The sequence below is a fragment of the Aliirhizobium sp. YIM B11859 genome (assembly GCF_057163345.1).
The window spans coordinates 992,406-1,012,724 of record NZ_JBXHAY010000001.1; the positions used below are offsets into that span (position 1 = coordinate 992,406).

The 20,319-nt window shown below is 55.0% G+C and carries 18 protein-coding genes and 1 tRNA gene; 8 read left to right on the forward strand and 11 right to left on the reverse strand.

Going from position 1 to position 20,319, the window contains the following annotated elements:
- Positions 1–102 precede the first annotated feature (102 nt).
- A complete protein-coding gene (locus tag AC2GXZ_RS04615; protein WP_483757927.1) occupies positions 103–1,074 on the reverse strand; it encodes an AraC family transcriptional regulator in 972 nt (323 codons plus the stop codon).
- A gap of 677 nt (positions 1,075–1,751) precedes the next feature.
- Between AC2GXZ_RS04615 and AC2GXZ_RS04620 the strand changes: the two genes are divergently transcribed.
- Complete coding sequence (locus tag AC2GXZ_RS04620) at positions 1,752–3,734, forward strand: endonuclease NucS domain-containing protein (protein ID WP_483757928.1); 1,983 nt, start codon at positions 1,752–1,754, stop codon at positions 3,732–3,734.
- Between the two features lie 150 nt (positions 3,735–3,884).
- Here AC2GXZ_RS04620 and AC2GXZ_RS04625 read toward each other — a convergent pair whose 3' ends face one another.
- Positions 3,885–4,787, reverse strand: a complete 903-nt coding sequence (locus tag AC2GXZ_RS04625; RefSeq protein WP_483757929.1) for a hypothetical protein — start codon at positions 4,785–4,787, stop codon at positions 3,885–3,887.
- Positions 4,788–4,829: 42 nt separating this feature from the next.
- Positions 4,830–5,816 (reverse strand): DUF2971 domain-containing protein, encoded by a 987-nt coding sequence (locus AC2GXZ_RS04630; protein ID WP_483757930.1) that lies wholly within the window; start codon positions 5,814–5,816, stop codon positions 4,830–4,832.
- Positions 5,817–5,968: 152 nt separating this feature from the next.
- Between AC2GXZ_RS04630 and AC2GXZ_RS04635 the strand changes: the two genes are divergently transcribed.
- The 3 genes from AC2GXZ_RS04635 to AC2GXZ_RS04645 all read left to right on the forward strand — a co-directional run bounded on the left by AC2GXZ_RS04635 (position 5,969) and on the right by AC2GXZ_RS04645 (position 9,320).
- On the forward strand, positions 5,969–7,153 hold the full coding sequence (locus AC2GXZ_RS04635; RefSeq protein WP_483757931.1) for an HNH endonuclease: 1,185 nt from the start codon (positions 5,969–5,971) through the stop codon (positions 7,151–7,153).
- Between the two features lie 421 nt (positions 7,154–7,574).
- Complete coding sequence (locus AC2GXZ_RS04640) at positions 7,575–8,393, forward strand: hypothetical protein (protein ID WP_483757932.1); 819 nt, start codon at positions 7,575–7,577, stop codon at positions 8,391–8,393.
- Between the two features lie 291 nt (positions 8,394–8,684).
- On the forward strand, positions 8,685–9,320 hold the full coding sequence (locus AC2GXZ_RS04645) for a recombinase family protein (RefSeq protein ID WP_483757933.1): 636 nt from the start codon (positions 8,685–8,687) through the stop codon (positions 9,318–9,320).
- Positions 9,321–10,219: 899 nt separating this feature from the next.
- Here the strand turns inward: AC2GXZ_RS04645 and AC2GXZ_RS04650 are convergent.
- Positions 10,220–10,552, reverse strand: a complete 333-nt coding sequence (locus tag AC2GXZ_RS04650) for a thermonuclease family protein (protein WP_483757934.1) — start codon at positions 10,550–10,552, stop codon at positions 10,220–10,222.
- A 119-nt stretch (positions 10,553–10,671) separates the two neighbouring features.
- Complete coding sequence (locus AC2GXZ_RS04655) at positions 10,672–11,466, reverse strand: hypothetical protein (protein ID WP_483757935.1); 795 nt, start codon at positions 11,464–11,466, stop codon at positions 10,672–10,674.
- Positions 11,467–11,561: 95 nt separating this feature from the next.
- Here AC2GXZ_RS04655 and AC2GXZ_RS04660 point away from each other — a divergent pair, with 95 nt between their 5' ends.
- Both AC2GXZ_RS04660 and AC2GXZ_RS04665 read left to right on the forward strand, forming a co-directional pair.
- Complete coding sequence (locus AC2GXZ_RS04660) at positions 11,562–11,804, forward strand: helix-turn-helix domain-containing protein (protein WP_483757936.1); 243 nt, start codon at positions 11,562–11,564, stop codon at positions 11,802–11,804.
- A 333-nt stretch (positions 11,805–12,137) separates the two neighbouring features.
- Positions 12,138–12,362: a hypothetical protein gene (locus tag AC2GXZ_RS04665; RefSeq protein WP_483757937.1), complete on the forward strand. Its 225-nt coding sequence runs from the start codon at positions 12,138–12,140 to the stop codon at positions 12,360–12,362.
- A gap of 221 nt (positions 12,363–12,583) precedes the next feature.
- Here the strand turns inward: AC2GXZ_RS04665 and AC2GXZ_RS04670 are convergent, their stop codons facing one another.
- Both AC2GXZ_RS04670 and AC2GXZ_RS04675 read right to left on the reverse strand, forming a co-directional pair.
- Entirely contained in the window at positions 12,584–14,221 is a 1,638-nt protein-coding gene (locus AC2GXZ_RS04670; protein WP_483757938.1) for a tyrosine-type recombinase/integrase, read from the reverse strand.
- Between the two features lie 78 nt (positions 14,222–14,299).
- Positions 14,300–14,375 (reverse strand) — tRNA-Ile (locus AC2GXZ_RS04675).
- A gap of 223 nt (positions 14,376–14,598) precedes the next feature.
- Between AC2GXZ_RS04675 and AC2GXZ_RS04680 the strand changes: the two genes are divergently transcribed.
- Positions 14,599–15,342, forward strand: a complete 744-nt coding sequence (locus tag AC2GXZ_RS04680) for an SIMPL domain-containing protein (RefSeq protein WP_483757939.1) — start codon at positions 14,599–14,601, stop codon at positions 15,340–15,342.
- Between the two features lie 182 nt (positions 15,343–15,524).
- Here the strand turns inward: AC2GXZ_RS04680 and AC2GXZ_RS04685 are convergent, their stop codons facing one another.
- The 4 genes from AC2GXZ_RS04685 to AC2GXZ_RS04700 form a co-directional block, all read right to left on the reverse strand.
- A complete protein-coding gene (locus AC2GXZ_RS04685) occupies positions 15,525–15,872 on the reverse strand; it encodes a hypothetical protein (RefSeq protein WP_483757940.1) in 348 nt (115 codons plus the stop codon).
- 182 nt (positions 15,873–16,054) lie between these two features.
- A complete protein-coding gene (locus AC2GXZ_RS04690) occupies positions 16,055–16,477 on the reverse strand; it encodes a secondary thiamine-phosphate synthase enzyme YjbQ (protein ID WP_483757941.1) in 423 nt (140 codons plus the stop codon).
- A gap of 98 nt (positions 16,478–16,575) precedes the next feature.
- On the reverse strand, positions 16,576–18,195 hold the full coding sequence (locus AC2GXZ_RS04695) for a DHA2 family efflux MFS transporter permease subunit (protein WP_483757942.1): 1,620 nt from the start codon (positions 18,193–18,195) through the stop codon (positions 16,576–16,578).
- Positions 18,196–18,197: 2 nt separating this feature from the next.
- Positions 18,198–19,373 (reverse strand): HlyD family secretion protein, encoded by a 1,176-nt coding sequence (locus AC2GXZ_RS04700; RefSeq protein WP_483757943.1) that lies wholly within the window; start codon positions 19,371–19,373, stop codon positions 18,198–18,200.
- 191 nt (positions 19,374–19,564) lie between these two features.
- On the opposite strand from AC2GXZ_RS04700, the gene AC2GXZ_RS04705 reads away from it, so the two are divergent.
- Positions 19,565–20,290, forward strand: a complete 726-nt coding sequence (locus tag AC2GXZ_RS04705; protein WP_483757944.1) for a phosphatase PAP2 family protein — start codon at positions 19,565–19,567, stop codon at positions 20,288–20,290.
- The last annotated feature ends 29 nt before the right edge of the window (positions 20,291–20,319 follow it).

The following is a 20,319-nucleotide window of genomic DNA, read 5'->3' on the forward strand; positions in this document are numbered from 1 at the left end:
GCTTATCCATGAGGGTTGGCCTGATTGCAGGCGACATTAGGGGCATGACCGGCCGGGGTCTTCGCATCGGGCGCAATTGCGTTTCCAAGATCGCGCAGGGCTTTAATGATGGAGGCGATCGGCGGGAAGGCTGCGATATTCGCCGGGCGGGACGCCGTATTGACGGGCGAAACCACGATAGAATGTCGCAAGATTGTTGAAACCGGCCTCCAGAGCGATATCGAGCACCGATCGGGCCGGGAAGCTGCGGAGCAATTGATCGGCATAGGCCAGACGTGTGCTCATGATGATCGTGGACACACCGGTTCCCGTCGGCTCGAAGGCAAGATGCAGGGACCGCAGCGAGATGCCGAGATGGGCGGCCACCCTTTGCGCATCAAGCCGCGGATCGGCGCAATGGGTGGCGATGAACAGTTTTGCCCTGGTGCGCCGTCCTTCCAGAATGGAGGAATTGAGATCCTCGCACAGCCGCGGGTCCATGCCGTGGGCGACGATCGCCAGTCGCGTAATCGTCTGCAATGCCACATGGCCTGCCATTGCAGAACTCGCCTGCATGGCCGCGCAGGACAAAAGGGTCGAAGCAAGCAGCCCGTGCAGTTCATTATCCGATCGGATCATCACCGGTCTAAGCACTGGCGTTTTTCCGATAAAGGGTTCGAACCGCCAGCGCGGAACATAGGCGCAGGTGACCAGCGAGTTGTTTGCGAACGTGACGCTTTGCGGCGCATCCAGATCGATGATCAGGATGTCGCCGGGGCCTGCGTGCGGGAAGGGGGCATGGTAATCGAAATGCTGGTCGTAACTGCCGCTGCGCAATATGGCGATCAGCAGCAGGTTGCAGGGGCGCTGCTCAATCTGCCGGTCACGCCGCTTCAACTGCACGTCATGCATGCGCAGGCTGGTGAAAAAAGCGTCGGCCATCATCCGGCATTCGAAGCGGACGCGAAAATCGTCGCTGTCGAATCGCGAGCCCGACAGGTCGATGTAAGGCATCGGCGACGTTTCCATCGCCGCGCTGAGATAGGCGATGCGCTCTGATGGTGGAACGAAATCGGTATCGATGATGCCTGACATTGTTCCCTCGCTGAGGGACCGTACCGGTCACAACGGAGATGAAGGCAGTATTCGATCGCCTGCAACCCTGTGACGAAATCGAAAACTTGTCAACCTCCGCGACATGCGCCCGGCATGCCGACACAGCGGAACGGGGTCGTCATCCATGTATCGGGGACAAGCCGTTCCTTGCGTTTCCGGTGTGAGATTGTGGAAATGGTGGGCCCGGAGGGAGCGCCCACCATCGCTCAAAACCCTTAGATGCCGGGCTTTCAGGGATGGTTAGGGGGACACAATGTCTCCCTTTTAGGTCTGCTCATCTGTCACATAAGCAAAGGTAAGGCAACTCAGGATTTCCATTGCCGGTGCAGATCTTCCGCCTGTGTCGTCTTGCTTTGAAGTCGAGGTGGTGTTTGTGTTGACGATGAAAGGAGCAGCCGATGGGGGCAAGGGATAGGTGGGTGATTTCAATTAAGTGCCCCAAGTGCGGTAACTCCGGTGAAGTCGAAGTCTCACAAGAGGATGGTTGGGCAATCATGCGGGACCAGTTCACTTCTGTAGATCGAATGCCTAACGGGTTTTTGGTAGCAAACGATGGCGGGAGCGCCGCCTCTACGATTTTTAAATGTGATGTGGATGGTGAGCTTGCAACTAATTTATAGTATAAATCTTAAAAATTACTCTAGAGAGACTGAAATATGATTGAGGCTGAGCTCAGAGATATTCTTTCTTCGCAACTTCATTCGCTCGATGCCGATCTATCTCTCATTCAAATTGAAAAATATATTCCCAGCTCATTGGGAACGAGAAGTTTTATAGATATTCTCGCAAAGGACGAGAAGGGACGCTGGGTACTCATTGAGCTGAAACGCAGTGATGCAGCTGCGCGTCAGGCGATCCACGAGATTTATAAGTATGTGGAAACGGTCAAAGAGCATTTGAAAGCCCGCGATGACGAGATCAGAGCAATAGTGGTTTCGACAGAGTGGAAAGAGCTTCTGGTACCATTCTCGCGTTTTCATCACGATACGAGCATTGACGTGCGCGGTATGCGCATCTCTGTCGATCAAAAAAGCGGCAGCATACAAAAAGAAGACGTTCAGCCTCTGAAAATAAGCGCTGGGCGCGTCCTCTCTCCATGGCATGAGATTAGCCTTTATACCAGCGTGGCACGGCGGGACGAAGGTATCGTGAGCTACGACAGAAGTTGCCAGGCAAAAGGGCTTCGCGACTACATTCTCGTTCTGATGAGTGCTCCAAATGGCTTTCATGAACGTGCGGTTACTGCAACAGCACATGCGATGGCTCGCATCCACGATAAACCGGAGGTTACCGAGGACGACATCTTGGAACTAGATGGGAAGATGAGACGTCTTGAACATCTGATTTACTTCGTCCCGCAGATGCAGGCCGCCGAAGAATATCTTGAGATGATCAAGGAAAATCCCGACGTTTATGAGGAGGCGAAAGAATTTCTGGAAACAATGGAAGAAGAGGAGGCGCTTTGCTCTCTTCAGGAATATGCGCTTGATGCTGAGCCCAAGGTGGATCGAGATTATCTGGAGATCGGATACCCGGCAAAGTTCAAAAATAAACTGCTCGATAGTGAGGGATGGGCCATTGATGCTATTCTCCGACGTGGAGCGTTCGAACGAAATCACCTTCTTACCGATCAGACGATAGTCGCTGAAATTTGTGGCGAGGCTGGCACGTCTGGCCAGCGCTTCAAGCGTAGCGTTGACCTTAGAAACAAAGCGGAGTTCGCTACTGCGCTCTCAGACTTGGACGAATGTCTGGTAAACAACAGCACGTGGTCGTCGCAAATTGCGCAGCAACTTCAGGATGCTCGGAAGGATTTCCCCTTTGGAGAGGTGGAGATATCCGTTTTTGTACCAACGACTGGTCTGTTCACTCTGTTTTTTGCCGCGACTATGCAAAACGGCATCCTCTACGTTCCCACGTATACAATTCAGGTGATCGAAAACGGCAGCGTGAAACGAATTTATGCTGGCGAGCTAAAGCCGATGGATGATGCTCCGCTACATCCTGAGGTGTTGTCGGATGTTTTGGAGGAATTCTATTGTGGTGACCTCGGCATGCTCGTCATGACTATGACTGCTGGCGCCTATGAGGCTAGAGATCTAGACATTTTAGAAAAATTGAACCTTACCTACAGTTCTTTTAGATGTGATGCCGATGGCCTTGACCGCAAGTTTTTTCGCCATGAGTTTGGTCGCTGGCGCCCGCATTCTCCGGTTGTGCCATTTGGCGCATTCTTCGACTACTTGAACAGCAATAGTCGCGTGGTGAATATGATCTGCGCAAAGCTCGGGCCCAGGGTAGGGGGCACAATGTGCGATGGTAGCTCAGCGGTTCGGCAGCTTGAAGATTTATTTAGTCCCGCAATCACCGAAAGGGATGAGCGCTTTACCCTTACAGCGGACGATTGCACTATTTGCACTAGTCCATTCTCTGTCGAGCCTGTAGTTGTTGAAGTCGTCTCCCCCGACGATGACGAGCATGGCCTCGTTTGTGCAGACTGCGCAGTTTATTTCTGTAGTGATCTGAGGCGGATTTACTCAAAACAAGTAGACGCCTCGTGGATTAAGGTAGCTGATATACATGAAGGCAAGGAAAGAAATAAGTTCCTAAATTTCAAGACTTTCCGGGGTGGGCTGTAGTTTGGTGACTGCTTCTAAGTAGTAGTCTGCAAAGTTTCACGTCGCTATCTCTTCGAGCCGTGCGAGCAGCCGAAACGTTGTCGATGATGGTCGCAGGTATCGGGGTTTGCGCCCACTCTGCCAGCGCAATATAGCGCTTCTCGGTTCGTGTTAAATTGGATAGCTACGCAAGGGGATGGGGGTGAAATTGCTTCGAAAATTACGGTCACTGACCTGCCGCACGATTTCAGCAACCACATACTGAGCGCCCATCACCAAATGACCAACCTCTCGGCGGTCCGGTTGTTCGGCGGAGTATCTATTGGGGACATACTGCGGTTGATTTTCAAGAGTTCGCGCGACCCGCTCGCTATCGAACGAATGCCATTGCTCGCCAAGAAACGAGGCTATTTGGTCTGTATGATGTCCGAACCTCGTCTTAATTGCTGCTTCAGTAAGGCCCAAAGCTCCTAACCCTGCCTTGAGGCCTAATTCGGTAGCCAGCAAGGCCGCTTGCACCGCACCACGATAATCGTAGCCGCCCGTCAATACGGCGGATGCAGAATGCAGATGAAGTCGAGCCAAACCCAAAAAACGAGCCACTAGCTCCATGTCTGAATATGGCTTCCTGACCTCTGATGTTCCGTATTGGATATCAATGACGTCTACGAACTGGTCGATAAAAATGGCGACTTGATCTGGTTCAGTACCAAGTATCCTCTTCTGTACGTCAGTTAGTTCAACGAATTGGAATGGATCAATGCGCATTTGTCCGAAAATATGAGGGATGGAGATACGAGCAAAAACATCCCTGTACATGAAGACCCCGATATGGCCGCCCATGGCGATGTCTTGTCGCCGATAGATGGAGGCGAACGCTTTCTCAATCCGACCAAGGATCTTCGGTTTCCCGTGCCCTGCCATTACGAAGCCGATGTAGCCGAAGCTTTGCATGACCTGACGCGGAACTTCCCATTGGCGGCGTCTGATATCCGCTCCAGCATCAAATAGCTGCTTGTCCGCCTGACTCACAATGTAAAGCAGCTCCTCATCGTCCAAGTCGTCGGGCTTCATCGCGCTCCCCGCCAGTGGTCCTCGATCTATTCAATTCTCGTTTTAAAGGCGCAGCGGGACATCAGATATTTCCACTTTGGAGGCCGCGTCCGCCACGCCCTTTTCACTTAGCATTGCAACAAACTCTCGTTGGAGTTGTCGCGAAGTCTGGCTGGGGCCGATCAACAGCTTACGGAACAGATCAGCTAGTGTGGCCCCATAGAAGCCTTCTTCTGGTACATCGACTAGAGGAATTTTGAACATCCGCTGTGGTGATCCGGCAATTGTCGTGCGTGCTGGTATTAGCCGCTTGGATTGTTGAAATGTCGGCTGATATATAATCCGCCACTCACGCTCCTCGTAGAAGCTCGGATGCTTGGTGCAGATAATCGCATACCTGTAGGCCGCAAACAGATTTGCCAATACATGATCTCGGCCAAGCGCCTGCAGATAGTCGATGTTGTCGATGATGTTTCTGGCAACTTTGGTGAATTGCTCAAGGAATTGAGCAGGCGATAAATATGCAACGGGACTGGTATAAGCAGCTAGGGCATCGGATGGGCGAAGAAATGGACCGCTATTAAGCACAAAAGCCACTGGGTTCGCCCCAGCGCCGTATGCTCGCCACATGGACAACCTGCCCATTTGCTCTTCGTCTGGTAGCTGTTCGGTCACACAGGTGATGTACGTTTCCTGCTCGAAATGCGGTATCCATGAACGAAGAATGGCATGCAAATCAGTGGTGAAGTTCGGGAAGCGTCCGTCTAGTGCGTCCGCTAGTTCGGCTGCCGCATCGCTCTCCAAAGCAGCGGTCAAGCACATTGTGCCATGTGCTATCTCCGAACTGTCGTTCATCCAAGTGACATTTCTCATCCATACTTGCTCGTTTTCAATCATGGATTGCGCTGCCGCGCTGCTGCAGTAGTGGACGAACGAGTGCCCGGACGATAGCGCCTCTATCGTTTTGCCGAACGCGTACGGATAGAATATCTGGAAGTTTCGGATTTCATCTGCAGGTAGGGAGAGGTTGTCTATTAGTGATGACTGCATATTGTTCCTGTGTCGGGCAAAGCATTTTAGTTATGCCGCCGGTCGCACGCGACGGTAGTGGTTCCCCGCCGTATAATGATAAATAGTGTATCGTGACTTCGGCAATCTCTACCATTACCACCTGTAGCTTGTCAGCAATGAAGGATCGGAACATGACGCCTGCGGCCATCCCTTGCATCCTTTGCATAGAGGTGATTGAGGGCCAAACAAAACCGGAGCATATTCTGCTGAATGCCCTTGGCGGCAGGATGACTGTTCGAACGGTTATCTGCCCGAGCTGCAATCACACGATGGGTATCGGCCCAGACAACGACCTTGCGGAAAGCGTCTCGTTCATTAGGAACGTTTGCCATCTTGTTGCCGGTGATGGCGACGGCCCACCCTCGCTACTTGGCTTGCAGACTAGTGGGCAACGCTTCGACCTGCTTCCTGGGATGGAAGTTCGCATGAGGCCCGAGAAGCCTCTTCAAATTACGAGCGATGATGAAGGTATAAGCGTCAATATAGGCGTGTATTCCGACGCACAGGCTGAGAGCATGGCGGAAGGCGCTGCTAAGAGTATTGCGAAGCGGATAGGCAAAGATACGCTCGACGTCGTGGAGCATATCAAGGCGGATATTCTTAGAGCTCGAAAGAGCCATATCGTACCTGCTCCTTCTTTTTCGAGCCAATTGGCCTTCGGCACAGGCCGTTCTCAGCAGGCGATGTTAAAGGCTTGTCTTGTTCTGCTCGCGAAGCGATTAGGCAATTTCGAGCTACTTGACCGGAGATACGATAATGCTCGTTCTTTTGTGTTTTCGAGGGGCGACGGGGATCCCAGCCCAGCCTTGGCGGTTTTGGACACGCGCAGCCTTCCAGTGATAGAGCATAAGTTTGGGGCGAACCCTAACCTGATTTGGGTCGGTACAAACACAAATGGTGCAGCCTTTGGGTACTACCGCCTATATGGTGCGATTGGCTGGAAGTTCAGGCTCTGCGAGGCCGGTGCGCCTCCGTCCATCTTTGCCTGCCTCGTATCGAACCCCTTCGATAATGCGACTTGGAAATACTATCATGAAGGACAATCTCCTCTTCCTTTCCAGTGGGTGCTAGAGCAATGGGACCCTTGGCCTCCCGACTACGAGGCAGTGCAGTCGGCGTTAACGCCACTCATGGAAATGGCCCACTCACGGTCTCAAGAAGCGGCGTCGATGCGATGGGTTAGCGAAGCGCTCATCGCCGCAGGGCTACGTGAAGGGGATCTCGTCACAGAACAGCACATTCAATCGATCACGGAGTATCTAACGCCGAGGATGTTGGCGACTGTGTTACGTAAATCTATTCCAACTGAAAACTAACGGTTGTAAACGGCCGTTTGAAGTTTGGCTATTTTATAGAGCGACGCCAGTGTACGTGAATTTATCGCCTCAGCGACGTGATGACCGACTTGTGCTGGAACGTAAAGGAGAACGGCTTGTGATTAACGGAGAGGAGTATGACTTCTCTCAACTTCCAGAGGGCTACACTCTTCCTCGAACAGCGGTGAAATGCGACTGGCTTGTGTCAGATGTGACACGCATTGATGGCGTGATCCGTTTGACCATAGTATTGCCTCACGGGCCCCACGCGCCCGAAATCACCCGGTTCCCAAGCCCTATAATCAATCCACCAGACGGAATGATTGACCTGCCGCCTTACGATACAGGGGATGAGCAATAGATGTCGGAACCGTCTGGCCCAAAGCTACCGAAACCGAGGACGATAGCTGACGAAGGTCTTGTGCTGGACTTCAGCTTTGGTGCCAGCGGCTTGCAATCACGTCCAGAGCTAGCGGCTCTGGTTATGACATACATCGGTTACATTAGTGAATTGGACTTTAAGCTGGAGTGCGCAACCCTCGTTGCCATTGGAGGTGGGCAGCGTGTGGCTGAAGCGTTTCTCGCTGGAATGACGCCTCTCGAATATGGCCATCGTCGCAGTGCCGTTCAGGGCGTCCTCAAAGCGAAGGCAGGCCTTTCTGGGAGGGAGGTAGATGCACTGTTTTCTGGCATCAAAGACGCGCGAGATTTGCGTAACGACTTTGCTCATGGATTATGGTGGGTATCTACTGAAGTTCCAGACACACTTATCCTTACTAGGACATATAACGAACTCCGTCGCTTTGGCGTGGCGCTAGACACGATGCGAAGCGAACCGACCAAGAGAGCGATCATGGAGTTTGTTATAGACGTGAGTTCTGGTGGTGGATCGTTACCATCCGGATTTGGCGAGAAGCTGTCGAAGCTAACTGCCCAGTTAAGGTCGCCATGGGACATTGCTTTCTCGGAACAAGCCCATGCCGCAAGTGAAGAGGAGATGGCTGAGAGGACGGACTGGTTTAGCCAGAACCCTAGCCAAAATATTGACTGGTCTAGGCTCACTAGGTCGAACGAAAGGCCTGCAATGGCGAAATCGGCGCTACTAGCTATGGGTAGTGGCGTCCACTCAGATGCTACAATCTGGAATGCAGACCTGCTTAGTCAAGCAGTGATTTATGCAGGCTATATGAGGGATAAAGCTCAAGCTCTTATCGACAAGCTACAAAGTGTTGGCGAATAAATCTGACGAAATTTTACGAGGCGGTATCTAGGCCCCACCGTACAGCCGCTTCCCCCATGGGGTGCCCTCAGCCCCGCAAGTCCGAATTTTGGCACAGTGCGGCGCCCGCCCTTACTGGCCGAGAACCCACTACATCTTCAAACCACATAAGGCGGGGAGGGGGGGCTTGTCCGCAAGGGCATAGGGTAGCGTACACCCAGAATTGCGCACGAAAACCTATCCGTAAGGGTTGATTTCGTTCAACGGACATGCATTTTAACGGACGCCACCCTAACGAACGAGGATTAGTCCGTGTCCAAGACAGTGCTGTATGCCCGTGTATCGACTATCGACCAGACGCTTGACCACCAGCGAACGCAAGCAGAGCAAGCGGGCTTCGTCATTGACGAGCTATTTGCTGACCATGCCGTATCAGGCATTAGCACCAGACTCCGGGACAGAGCGGAAGGTAAGCGGCTCTATGACAGGCTACGTCGTGGCGATGTGCTGGTTGTCCGGTGGGTCGATAGACTTGGGCGTAACTACGAGGATGTAACAGACGCCATCCGGCACTTCATGAGAGAGGGAGTCGTCATCAAAACCGTCATCAATGGTATGACGTTCGATGGGGCGACGACAGACCCGATACAGCAGGCCGTCAGGGACGCGCTGATCGCGTTCATGGCCGCAACGGCACAGGCGCAGGCCGAAGCAACGAAAGCCGCTCAGCGGGCCGGAATAGAGGCCAAGAAAGACGACGCCGAAAAGTACCGGGGAAAGAAGCCCAGTTACGACCGAGAAACATACCGGCAGGTGGTGGATATGCTGGCAATCGGCAATGGGGCTTCCGAGATTGCCAAGGTCACCGGATTGTCCAGACAGGCGATACTGAGGATCAGGGATACGCCGGTAGCATCAGAAGCGGCTTTGGCGAGGTGGGGTCTCTAACGGGCGACGGACCGGAACGGCAGGACCGGATTAGCGGTTTCCTGTCTGCCAGACCTTCCGCTGCCGAAGGGACAACAATGTCCCGCGTCTTTATTGTTTAAAATCAATACGTTGATCTTTGTGGACCCTTTTAGCAATATAAAGCGGCGTATCGGTCTAAGCAGATATCTGGATAGATATATGAACAGTTATGTACTAGTAATGTACCAGTGGGAATACTAGGGATAATGACCGATATATATATGAGAATGAATACAAGGATAATGTACAATAAGTATGAAATATAATGTACGATTTGTAGATAATATATTACTACTGGTATAAATAAATAAATTAATATCTAGTTATATTGTGGGGTAATGCATACTGTAATACGTACAATATCATGTTGATAGCCATATTATTAATACAACAAGAATTACGATTGTATATGTTTATACGAGTATATAGTGCTTAGTTGGATGATAGGATTACCAGGCGGTGTGAAAATCCGGATATTAACATAGTTATATCTATAGGTTTTCCTCCGGTATTCGACACGTAGTGCCTACCAGCTGAATAGAGTGCCCTGACTACCAGAATTGTATGCGGAACGATCCATCAAGAACGGTAGGGCGCAGCACGATCAAGCGAAATACTGTCGGTCGGCATTTCTAAAAGGCGCAATGGTTTTCAGGTCGGGTCGTGTTGAGGCACAGAAGCTCGACAGAGCGCATGACAGGTTTTGGATGGGTGTTGGGCTGCTGAACGGCGTCAGTGCTCGCCCAGGGGTAAGTATGGGAATATTCGGAAAATCTAAAATTGAAGTAAAGCTCTGATTATGTTGTCATTCCGGTACGAGCTCTAGTAGGCTCGTCTTCTTGCTTTGTCTGTTCTTTGCAGGGGTACTGGGTGTCTGTTCAGCACCACGGCTGCCGCCTTCCGGTCCACGTCCTTGCCAAGCCTTCGGATACAAGGATGTCACCTAGAGATCGGCCATCCCGAACCAACACTCGAAGCTTTCGCCCGTACCTATCTTCGTCACGCCCCGACCATGCCTGCATCTTGAACGTCCCGGCATTCACAAGTTCCAGTAGGCGGGCAGTTGCACGATCTCCCAGCGCTTTTTCGGCTGCACAACGAGGTTTGCTGACTTCCGGTGTGTCTATGTCAGCAACGCGGACCTTGATGCCATTACTCCAAATCGTGTCACCGTCAACGACACAGTTGTTGCGTACGTCGCTCCCGCACAATCCAAATTGTACCCCAATTCTCGGTGGCTTTTGAGAGAGTTGATAGGAGAGGCGGGGGTAATAGAGGCTGCCAACCGACAGCCGCCACTAGGCCGGTAAGGATGAATAATTTCACGCTGCTATTGCTGCCTCATATGGTGATAGAATCCATCGGCCACTAAGCGAGGATGAATGCCCCGTTCGAAACTACTGTTGATCCGAGCTGGATCGACTGCACCAAGCCAGTTGCGCAACTGTGTCGGGTCAGAGGCAAAGCGTTGAAGCTCGCGGGCGAAGGCATCATAATAGCTGTCGTAGCTTTGGTGCCGTTCTATCGACAGGTTGTGTTCGTGGCAAAATGAAGCTGCAAGCACAAGTGGGTCAACCCCATCATGATGGGCCTTTCGTAGCGGCTGGTCTTCCATGAAATCGATTATGTTTAAGTGTGCTCCACTCTTGCCTGAGAGGCGATGAACCTCGTTTGCAAAGCTGTGGTAGAAGGCAGCATAGCGATCATAGGTGTTTGGTTGCTCGTTCGCTTGTGGCTCAGTAGCCTGGGGGGCTATCGCATTCGCGCGTCCGTAAATTGCCTCCAGCGAGATTGGCTCGGGCGCTGAAAGTGCTAGTTTCTGGTACCAAACAGGCATGGAAGTCTCCATGCCACGCCGATATGCGTAACCGATGAACGGAAGTTGTTTTCCGCCATGACCCACTCGTAGGTGGTGCTTTGCCGCGAGAGCTATACACCTCATCTCTTCGGAATGGATGTCACGCATAATCGTATCGGCATCCCTGTTCGCGCTCTCTACCGAGCCGCAGATCTTCAAGGCCTCTAGATAGGAGTACGCCCTAACGGCCTCGCTGCCCGCTCTCGTGGTGTGCCGAATGAACTTGTACCCAGCGAACACCAGCAACCCAACTATGATGATTTCCAACTGCCTGCCCCGTAGCCTGTCTCGGCTCAAATATCCGATTTTTGGATAATCTGAAATTCGGATTACCGCACGGTTGAAGGGACAGTCAACCGAGCATGGCGAAAACGCTGCACTCCAAAAGACAGGAAGTGTTAGTAGCGGCGATTGCAGAGCAGCGTCGTGCTAAAGGCTTGTCTCAGGCGCAGGTAGCCAAGGCTCTTGGACGCCATCAGCCCTTCGTCGCCAATATCGAGAGCGGTGAACGGCGGGTCGATTTGCTGGAGCTTCTGGCGTTAGCCGACATCATTGAGCTAGATGTCCATTCCCTTATTGACCGTCTGCGGCGGACGGCTGGGTAACTGTCAACTTCTCCATTGCCTCGCTTGGAGCTGAGCCGCAATCTCCGCATCCAAGTGCGACGAAAGCTGGCGCCAACCTCGTTCACAAATATCCATATCTCGTGGCCGTATCTGTTTCCGGTATCCGGCACCTTGCACGGTGTGCGCCTTGATCGATGTTGTGCGGGTCCTGGAAGCTTCCGAAATGACGAGGCTGGCGAAGCAGTGGTTGATTGCCACGCGGTCAAAGCACCTCAAGTAACTTGCGTTACCTGTTGATTCGAGGGCGCACAAGAGGTGTCACCCTGATACTGGCTTGGAGCACGGTTCATATTCGGGAAAGAGGAGACCACCTTGGCAAATAAAGCTATGGCGCTTTCACAACGTCAGGTCAAAGCACTGTGCCTTGGTGCAGCGCAAGCAGGTTTCGTGGCTGAAATCCTTATAAACGGGGCGTTTATCCGGCTCGTGCCGCAGGATGCACCACCATCGCAAGTCTACAAGACACCCGAACAGATAGAAGAGGAGGAGATAGACGCCGAACTGGAGAGGATCAGGAGGAAGCACGGCTTCACCTGAACTACATCCGTTTATCAGGTCTGAACAATGTGGCTCGGGCTACAGCCTTTGGACGAGACAAGATGCTGCATACGCCGCAGGCTACTCCCGATCATAGGTCGAAGAGTGGTGTCGCTTCAATCGCACACAATCCTGGTCACGAGGGGTTTAGATGCCCCGAAGCCGCACGTACGGCTACAAGGTGTCTTTGCTGTATTAGGGAACGCTGTCCCGAGGGTGCGTCAAATTTCTCGGCTGGGAGCACTGTAGTCGAGCTTCTGCATCGCCTCGTTGCGTTGCTGCAAGGTGAAGCCTTCCTTGAAATATTGTCGGTGCGTCATGCCATCCTGCTCGTGTCCAATGATTGACTTTACTAGAGGGTCGGCAACCCCAGCCTGTAGCAGTCGAGTGTTGACCGTGTGTCGTAGGCTGTGAAAGACACGGGTCTTGGTTTTTAGCCCTAGTTTTACAAGCAAGGTATTGTTGAACCATCGGCTTTGATGGCGTCCCCATCCGTTCTTAGGGTCGTATTTGAAGTCGGGAAACAACCTAGATGCACGGTTGTCAGTCATGGCCTGTACGTAACCGAGCAGTCCAGCGTCAAGTAGGCTGTTGTGGATCGGAACTAGACGACGAGCGGCAGACGTCTTCAAGCTCTTTCGATCCCCGTCCTCGTTCATATCGAAAACCCATATACCGTCCTCTTTGCGAATGTCCTTGAGATCCAACTGCGCGATCTCGCCAAGTCGGGCACCCGTATAGATGCCGATGAGTGTGGCCCACTTTTGGTAGGGTTTGGTCACTAGCCCATGCTCATTGTGCTCGACAGTTCGGAGTATCAGCTGGATTTGGTCGGTGGTGTAAGCGTCCCGATCGCCATCCTTGTTCTTCTTGGTTTGCTTAACGGCAAGACCAGAGAAAAAGTTTTCACTGGTATGATGGTTCTGCTTCGCCCACTCGAACAGCTCGTGGTACGTTTGCAGGTACTTGTTGATAGTTGCGACCTGTATGGTTTCGATGCCCGGAAGGTTGAGGACATCAGCTAGGGGCTTGCCTCTCGTCAATGGGTTTTTAGAACGGTTACGCGGATAGGCAAGCAGAGTGTCCTTCACCCGTTTGGCGTCCATAGCTGTGAGCATGCGCACGTCTGTATCGCCACCGAGGATCTCCTCTAGCAGCCTCGTATGGTCCGCTTTCTCGATGATAGTCTTTGCGGCCCATGCGTTACCGCGCTGCCTCTCCTTGCTGTAGGCGGTGGCTACTTCATTAATGGACATGCCCGTAGCCCTATCCGGCCGGATCATGTCACTGGTGGGTGATCCTGGTTCGCACTCGAAATCGTAGCGCCGTAACGACTTATCGTAGGCAAGGACGGCTTTGACGAAGCCGTGGTAAGACAGCTTCATTTCTCGATCTAGCCAGTCGTATTGCGAACCGTCCGTTTGAATATCTAGATCATACTTGTCGATGAAGCGTGCCAGAAGGTCGTCGTCTGATTTGACCAGCGACAAGGGCGTGTCCGTTTTCCTCGCATGCTTAGCAACAAGTTTGCCGGTCAGGTATGCCTGTCTATCCAACTCGTTCAGGGGACCCGTATCATTCATCTCGGCCTTAGCCTCGTTCAGCAATCGCCGAAAATGATCAGTCAATACGTTTCTAAGTTCCTCGTACCGCATTCCGTATGCAATTCCATACTCGTTCCATCGTTCGCCTATCTGGCTCAGGGAACGCGACAAGCGCAATGCTTTTCGTGGGTCACGGGTTTGTAGAGAAAGCTTGATTGTGGACGCTTTTTTCTGTGGATGTAGCTGCTTCGGTAGAGGCCAGCGAAGATAGAAGACGCCGCACCGTGACTTCACGAGGTAGGCCGGATTGAGCAAGGCGATGTTCCCCTTGGATGTCCCCCCAAGGAAAGCCCGTCTTTTATCAGACTGAAATCTAAGCGTTTTTAAACGGAATGGTGGGCCCGGAGGGACTCGAACCCCCAACCAAGCGGTTATGAGCCGCCGGCTCTAACCATTGAGCTACAGGCCCCCTGCCGATGGCAGCGGTCAGGCGCAATGGTTCGCCTCACCGTGAGGCTCGCTCTAACGCAATTCTTCACTGGTCACAAGCCGTTGCCGCATTAGCTTCACAATAGGATTGCAGGAAGTAATCATGTGTCATCACAATGATGGCGCGTGCCGCATGCCGCTCCCGTATTTTGCTCAGGCAGGTGCCCGGGCGGCAAATTGAAGAGACCAGCAAGGATGCGCCGATGAACCCTGTCACCCGTTTTGCCACTGCCGCCCTATTCGTGCCAGCACTTGTGGCGGCGCCTTTGTTCAATGCAGCATTTGCGCAGGACGGCGGCCAACCGCGCGAGGCGCAGATCAACGTATCCGGGGAGGGCGAGATGGCCGTCGTGCCGGACATGGCGATCCTGTCTCTGACCGTGATGCAGCAGGCCGATACCGCTGAGGCGGCGCTGACCGCCAACAATGCGGCGATGCGCAATGTGGTCGGCGCGCTGCATGAGCGGGGCGTCGAAGAGCGCGACATCCAGACCAGCCAGTTCCAGATTTTTCCGCGCCACGAGCAGACCGATGCCAAGGACGGGAATACCCAGCCTGGAAAAATCATCGGTTATCAGGTCAGCAATGCGCTGACCGTGCGGGTGAGGGATCTTTCCAAGCTCGGCGGGCTGCTCGACCAGTCGGTCAAGCTCGGCGTCAACGAAGGTGGCCAGATCAGCTTCACCAATGACAATCCGGAAGCGGCGCTGACCGAGGCGCGGAAGAAAGCCGTTGCCCAGGCGCTCGCCAAGGCGAAGACGCTGACCGAGGCTGCCGGCATCAAGCTCGGCCGGATCATCGAAATGAGCGAAAATTCGGTGCGTCCGATGGCGCAGCCGATGATGCGCATGGCAATGTCCAAGGAGGCCAGCGACAGCGTGCCTATTGCAGCCGGTGAAAGCACCTATAACGTCACCGTCAACGTGACCTTCTCGTTGCAGCAGTAAGTTCTCACGCCACCGGGGTCATTGCCGCGAAATGCGAAGCGGTTTCACGCCTCGAGGCGTATGGAAATACAAAGCCGGATCATTCCATCGCTCCATCGGCAGATGACATGATCCGGATGGTGGATATGAAAAGCCCGGCCATGCGAATGGCCGGGCTTTCCTGTTGGGCGATGAGGGCCGGGTTAACGGCGAATGACCGGGCAGCCACGTTCGTTGGCGAAGACAATCCGGTCGCGGCCATGCCAGCCACGGCCGGCCACGACGATCGCGCGTCTCGAAACATCGACCACCCGGGCGTGGCGCAGGCCCATGCGGGATGCCTTTTCTTCCGCCCAGCCCGGCGAGCAGCCCGGACGGCCGTGATGGCGGTGACGGTCGCGGCCGCGGTGATCGTCGCGGTACTGGACATAGGTCCCCATGCCGCCTTGGCCGAAACCGGGTTCGGATGCGGCGGAATAGGATGTGGTTGCCGTAAGGCTGCCAAGGGCGACGAGGGCGGCAAGGCCGATCTTTGTGAGCAAGCTGGTCATGGATGATCCTCCGGTTGCTGCAGGCTTTTTTCTTTCGCCTCGGGTCCAGGCCCGCAAGGCGATGATCAAAGACTAGCTGCCCGAGGCTGAACGGAGGCCCAAGGAGACGTTCATGAGCGGTTCATTGCGCAATATTGCCGAATATTGCGGGTGAAACCTGCAGGTGGAAGATCGGCTGGGCTTCAGGCCGACAGATGGAGGACGATCTCGCGGCGATGCGGATGGTCGCGGTGTTCGAACAGGTAGATGCCCTGCCATGTGCCGAGCATCAGCCGGCCGCCGCTCACGGGAATGCCGAGCGAGACCGCGGTCAGTGCCGCCTTGATATGGGCGGGCATGTCATCGGGGCCTTCGGCTGTGTGGACGACCCAGGCCATGTCCGGATGGATGGAGGGAGGAACGAGGCGGGCGAAAAATGTCTTCAGGTCGCGCTGCACTTCCGGGTCGGCATTCTCCTGGATCAATAACGAGCAGGACGTGTGGCGCACGAAAACCGTCAGAAGGCCCTGGCCGACATGGTGATTGCGGACGAAGTTTTCGACCTCCTCGGTAAATTCGTAGAGGCCTTGGCCACGGGTAGAGATGGAAAGCACCGTCTGCGGCATCGAGATTTCCTTCTGGCTGCGCTTCGTCAGGTTTGGCCGTCAACGGGTGCAACCGTCAATGGGGCGCGCTCTTCAATGAGCCGATCAAGGGCAGGCGATCAATGCGCCGGGCCACTGCCTGCCTTCAGATCGACCTTTCTCAGGATCAGGGCCAGCGGTATGGCGCAGGCGGAAATGATCGCCAACACTTGGAAGACATCAATATAGGCGAGGTAGCTTGCCTGTTGCTGAACCTGTTCGCCGATATAGCCGATTGCCCGGTTCTGTGCGTCGATGGCACTTGCGCCGCGTTCGGCAAAAAAGCTCTGCAGGTTGCGCAGGGTTTCGACATAGGCCGGATCCGACGGCACGACATGTTCGACCAGCCGGCTCTGGTGCCATTGTTCGCGATGGGCAAGCACGTTCGAGGCGATCGAGACGCCGATCGATCCGCCGGTATTGCGGGCGGCATTGATCAGTGCCGATGCCTGGTCGGTCTGATCGGGCCTGAGACCATAATAGGATGCAGCCGTGATCGGGATGAATATCAGCGGCAGGCCAAGGCCGAGATAAAGGCGGGAGGTGACGAAAAAGCCGAAATTCAGGTCCGGATTGAGCCGCGTCAGGTCATACATGGCGAAGGCGATGATGCCGGCGCCGATGGCGATCAGGTATTTCGGCTGGAAGATCGACGTCAGTTGCCCGACCATGAACATCATGAACATGGTCACAAGGCCGCCGGGTGACAGCGCAAGCCCCGCCCAAGTTGCGGTATAGCCATAGTTTTCCTGCAAGACCTGGGGCACAAACTGGGTCGTGGCGATCAGGATCGCGCCGGTCGCCAGCATGACGATCATGCAGGAGACGAACTGGCGTCTGGCGAGAAGACTGATATCGATGACCGGGTTCGTCTTCGTCAACAGCCACGGGATCGAAGCCAGAAGGGCGGTGACGCAGATTGTGGTGGTGACGATAATGAAGGTCGAATCGAACCAGTCTTCGACCTGACCGCGATCAAGGACCAACTCCAGCGCGCCAAGGAAGGTTGCGATCAGGGCAAAACCGACAAGGTCGAAGCGGATGCCCTTCTTGACCATCTCTTCGCGTTTGCGTCTGGCGTCGTCGCTCTCCTGTACGAAGAAATAGACCAGCGCCAAAGCAAAAATACCGACCGGGCCGTTGATCAGGAAACACCAGTGCCACGAGAGATTGTCGGACAGCCAGCCGCCGAGGGTCGGTCCGACAACCGGGGCGACAACGACCGCGACGCCGAAGATGGCGAAGGCCTGGCCGCGTTTTTGCGGCGGGAAGGCATCGGTGAGGATCGATTGCGACACCGGTACCATGCCGCCGCCGGCAAAACCCTGGATCATGCGGAAAATCAGCAGCGAAGGCAGGTCCCAGGCAAGGCCGCACATGACGGAGGCAATGGTGAAAATGGCAAGACAGATGAGATAGAAACGTTTGCGGCCGAAACGCTGGGCGATGAAGCTCGAGGCGATCAGAGCGATCGCATTGGAGACGAGATAGGTCGTCACGACCCAGGAGGCCTCATCGGAACTGATGCCGAGGCCGCCCGATATGTAGCGCAGGGCAACGTTTGCGATCGTCGTGTCGAGCACTTCCATGAATACCGCGACGGCGACGACGATCGCCACCAGCCACGGATTGGTGGCTTTCGCCGCGCCCGTGCGAGCGCCGCCACCTTTGTTTGCCCCACCGGCCTCTGCCATTGCCATGACTAGTCCCTCGGCCTGACGGTGACGGTCGGGACGACCGACATGCCGGGGCCGATCGCAACGTCCTTCGGCCATTCGTCAACGGCAATCTTGACCGGCACGCGCTGGGTGACCTTAACGTAATTGCCGGTGGCGTTTTCGGCCGGCAGAAGTGAAAAGGCGGTGCCCGATCCCGGCTGGACCGAGACGACCTTGCCGCGCAGATGGTGGTCCGGATAGGCGTCTATAACGAGATCGACGGGTTGGCCGGGACGCATGTTGGCCAACTGGGTTTCCTTGAAATTGGCGGTGACCCAGATGTCGTCCGGCACGAACATGGCGATCGCCTGTCCGGCCTGGATGAACTGGCCTTTGGCGCCGGAGAGTTTGACGACACGGCCTGGCTGGGCGGCGGTAATCGTCGTGTAGTTGAGGTTCTGGGCAGCGGTTTCGCGCTGCGCTTCAGCTTCCTTGAGGCTCGCCTCGGCACTCGCCTTCTGCGCTGCGGCGGCGTTCTGGTTCTTCATTGCCGAAGTGACGCTGGCGCCCGACTGCGCGTAGGTCGCCTGCGCCTGGCGCAGGTTGGAATCGGCCTGTTGCGAGGTCTGCAGGCTGCCGGCACCGCCTTTCAGCAGCTGTTGCTGGCGGGCAGCTTCATCCCTGGCGAATTGCAAAGCGGCTTCCGACGACGACTGCTGGGCGCGGGCTTCGTCGACGGATGCCTTGGCCACCTCGATCTGCGCCTGGGTATTGGTGATCGACGCTTTTGCCGATTCCACCTGGGCATCGGCCTGATCGAGCGCAATCTGGTAGTCACGCGGTTCGATCCTGGCGATTACCGCGCCGGCCGCCAGATGCTGGTTGTCGGTTGCGGACGTATCGGCCAGATAACCGGAGACCTTGGCAGCGACGGAGAAACTGCGCGCGTCGACAAAGGCGTCGTCGGTCGTCTCATAAGGGTGGAAAAAGACCAGCCAGACGAAATAGCATGCCACCGCGACGGCGATCACGGTCAGCACGATTACGGCGATCCAGACAGGATGGCGCCTGAAGATCGACGTCTTCGGCGCATCCTGATCCGCAGTCTCGCCATCCGTCGGCGCACCCTCGTCGGGCTGGTCGCGAATTTCGGCGGGGTCGATCTGGTTGCCTTCGGTTGCGTCGGGATGATTTTGCGGAGCGCGCTGAGTTTGAGCCACGACAGGCCTCTCGATATTGGCAGGGAATGTGCGGCAAACGCAGTATGAGCGGGCAAGGTTCCAGCTGGCATGCTGCGCCTGCGAAATTCGCCACAATTTGTGCAGAAACCGGGATTGGTTGGCTGTCAATTCTTGCGGGATTGCAGCGGCCCCCTACCTAACCCGGATCATTCACCGATCAGCGAGCGCGCATGCCCACCCATCAGTCCGTCCGTCAAAGGCTCATCGACCGGTTCATGACGTTCGAGCCGCTCGGGCTTATTGCCTTTGCGGCCGTGGCCGGCGGGTTCTTCGCCTTCCTGACGCTGACGGGGGAGGTCATGGAAGGCGACACGCATGCCTTCGACGAGGAAATCCTGCTGGCATTCCGGCAGACGAGCGACCTTGCTTTGCCGATCGCGCCGTCCTGGGTAACGCATGCGGTCAAGGATATTACGGCGCTGGGTGGCGTGACGGTCCTGTCGCTGATGACCGCCATGGCGGTGGTCTATCTTCTTCTTGCCCGGCAAAAGGCGATTGCCGCCTTCATGTTCCTGTCGATTGCCGGTGGCTGGGTCGTCAGCAGCGTGCTCAAGCTCGGGGTGGCCCGGCCGCGGCCGGAAATCGTGCCGCATCTGGTCAAGGTTCACGACCTGAGTTTCCCGAGTGGCCATGCGATGTTGTCGGCGGTCACCTATCTGACGCTGGCGGCGCTGCTTTCACGCGCCGAGCAATATCGTTCGACGCGGGTGTTCATGATCGCGGCGGGTATCTTCCTGACCTTCATCATCGGCCTGTCGAGGCTGTATCTCGGCGTGCATTATCCGACCGATGTCCTGGGTGGCTGGTGTGCCGGTGCGACATGGGCCGCCGGCTGCTGGCTGATCGCGCGGCGCTTCATCGACCGCAAACCGAAGGATGTTGTCTCCGTCGGGTGACATAAAACTTTCAGGCCGTCTGGCCGGAA

What these genes read in the sequence shown, in the direction of transcription:
- AC2GXZ_RS04625 (WP_483757929.1), bottom strand. Translation starts at nt 4,787, where the DNA reads ATGAAGCCCGACGACTTGGACGATGAGGAGCTGCTTTACATTGTGAGT.
- AC2GXZ_RS04690 (WP_483757941.1), bottom strand. Translation starts at nt 16,477, where the DNA reads ATGCCGCAGACGGTGCTTTCCATCTCTACCCGTGGCCAAGGCCTCTAC.
- AC2GXZ_RS04685 (WP_483757940.1), bottom strand. Translation starts at nt 15,872, where the DNA reads ATGACCAGCTTGCTCACAAAGATCGGCCTTGCCGCCCTCGTCGCCCTT.
- AC2GXZ_RS04615 (WP_483757927.1), bottom strand. Translation starts at nt 1,074, where the DNA reads ATGTCAGGCATCATCGATACCGATTTCGTTCCACCATCAGAGCGCATC.
- AC2GXZ_RS04695 (WP_483757942.1), bottom strand. Translation starts at nt 18,195, where the DNA reads ATGGCAATGGCAGAGGCCGGTGGGGCAAACAAAGGTGGCGGCGCTCGC.
- AC2GXZ_RS04620 (WP_483757928.1), top strand. Translation starts at nt 1,752, where the DNA reads ATGATTGAGGCTGAGCTCAGAGATATTCTTTCTTCGCAACTTCATTCG.
- AC2GXZ_RS04660 (WP_483757936.1), top strand. Translation starts at nt 11,562, where the DNA reads ATGGCGAAAACGCTGCACTCCAAAAGACAGGAAGTGTTAGTAGCGGCG.
- AC2GXZ_RS04630 (WP_483757930.1), bottom strand. Translation starts at nt 5,816, where the DNA reads ATGCAGTCATCACTAATAGACAACCTCTCCCTACCTGCAGATGAAATC.
- AC2GXZ_RS04705 (WP_483757944.1), top strand. Translation starts at nt 19,565, where the DNA reads ATGCCCACCCATCAGTCCGTCCGTCAAAGGCTCATCGACCGGTTCATG.
- AC2GXZ_RS04680 (WP_483757939.1), top strand. Translation starts at nt 14,599, where the DNA reads ATGAACCCTGTCACCCGTTTTGCCACTGCCGCCCTATTCGTGCCAGCA.
- AC2GXZ_RS04635 (WP_483757931.1), top strand. Translation starts at nt 5,969, where the DNA reads ATGACGCCTGCGGCCATCCCTTGCATCCTTTGCATAGAGGTGATTGAG.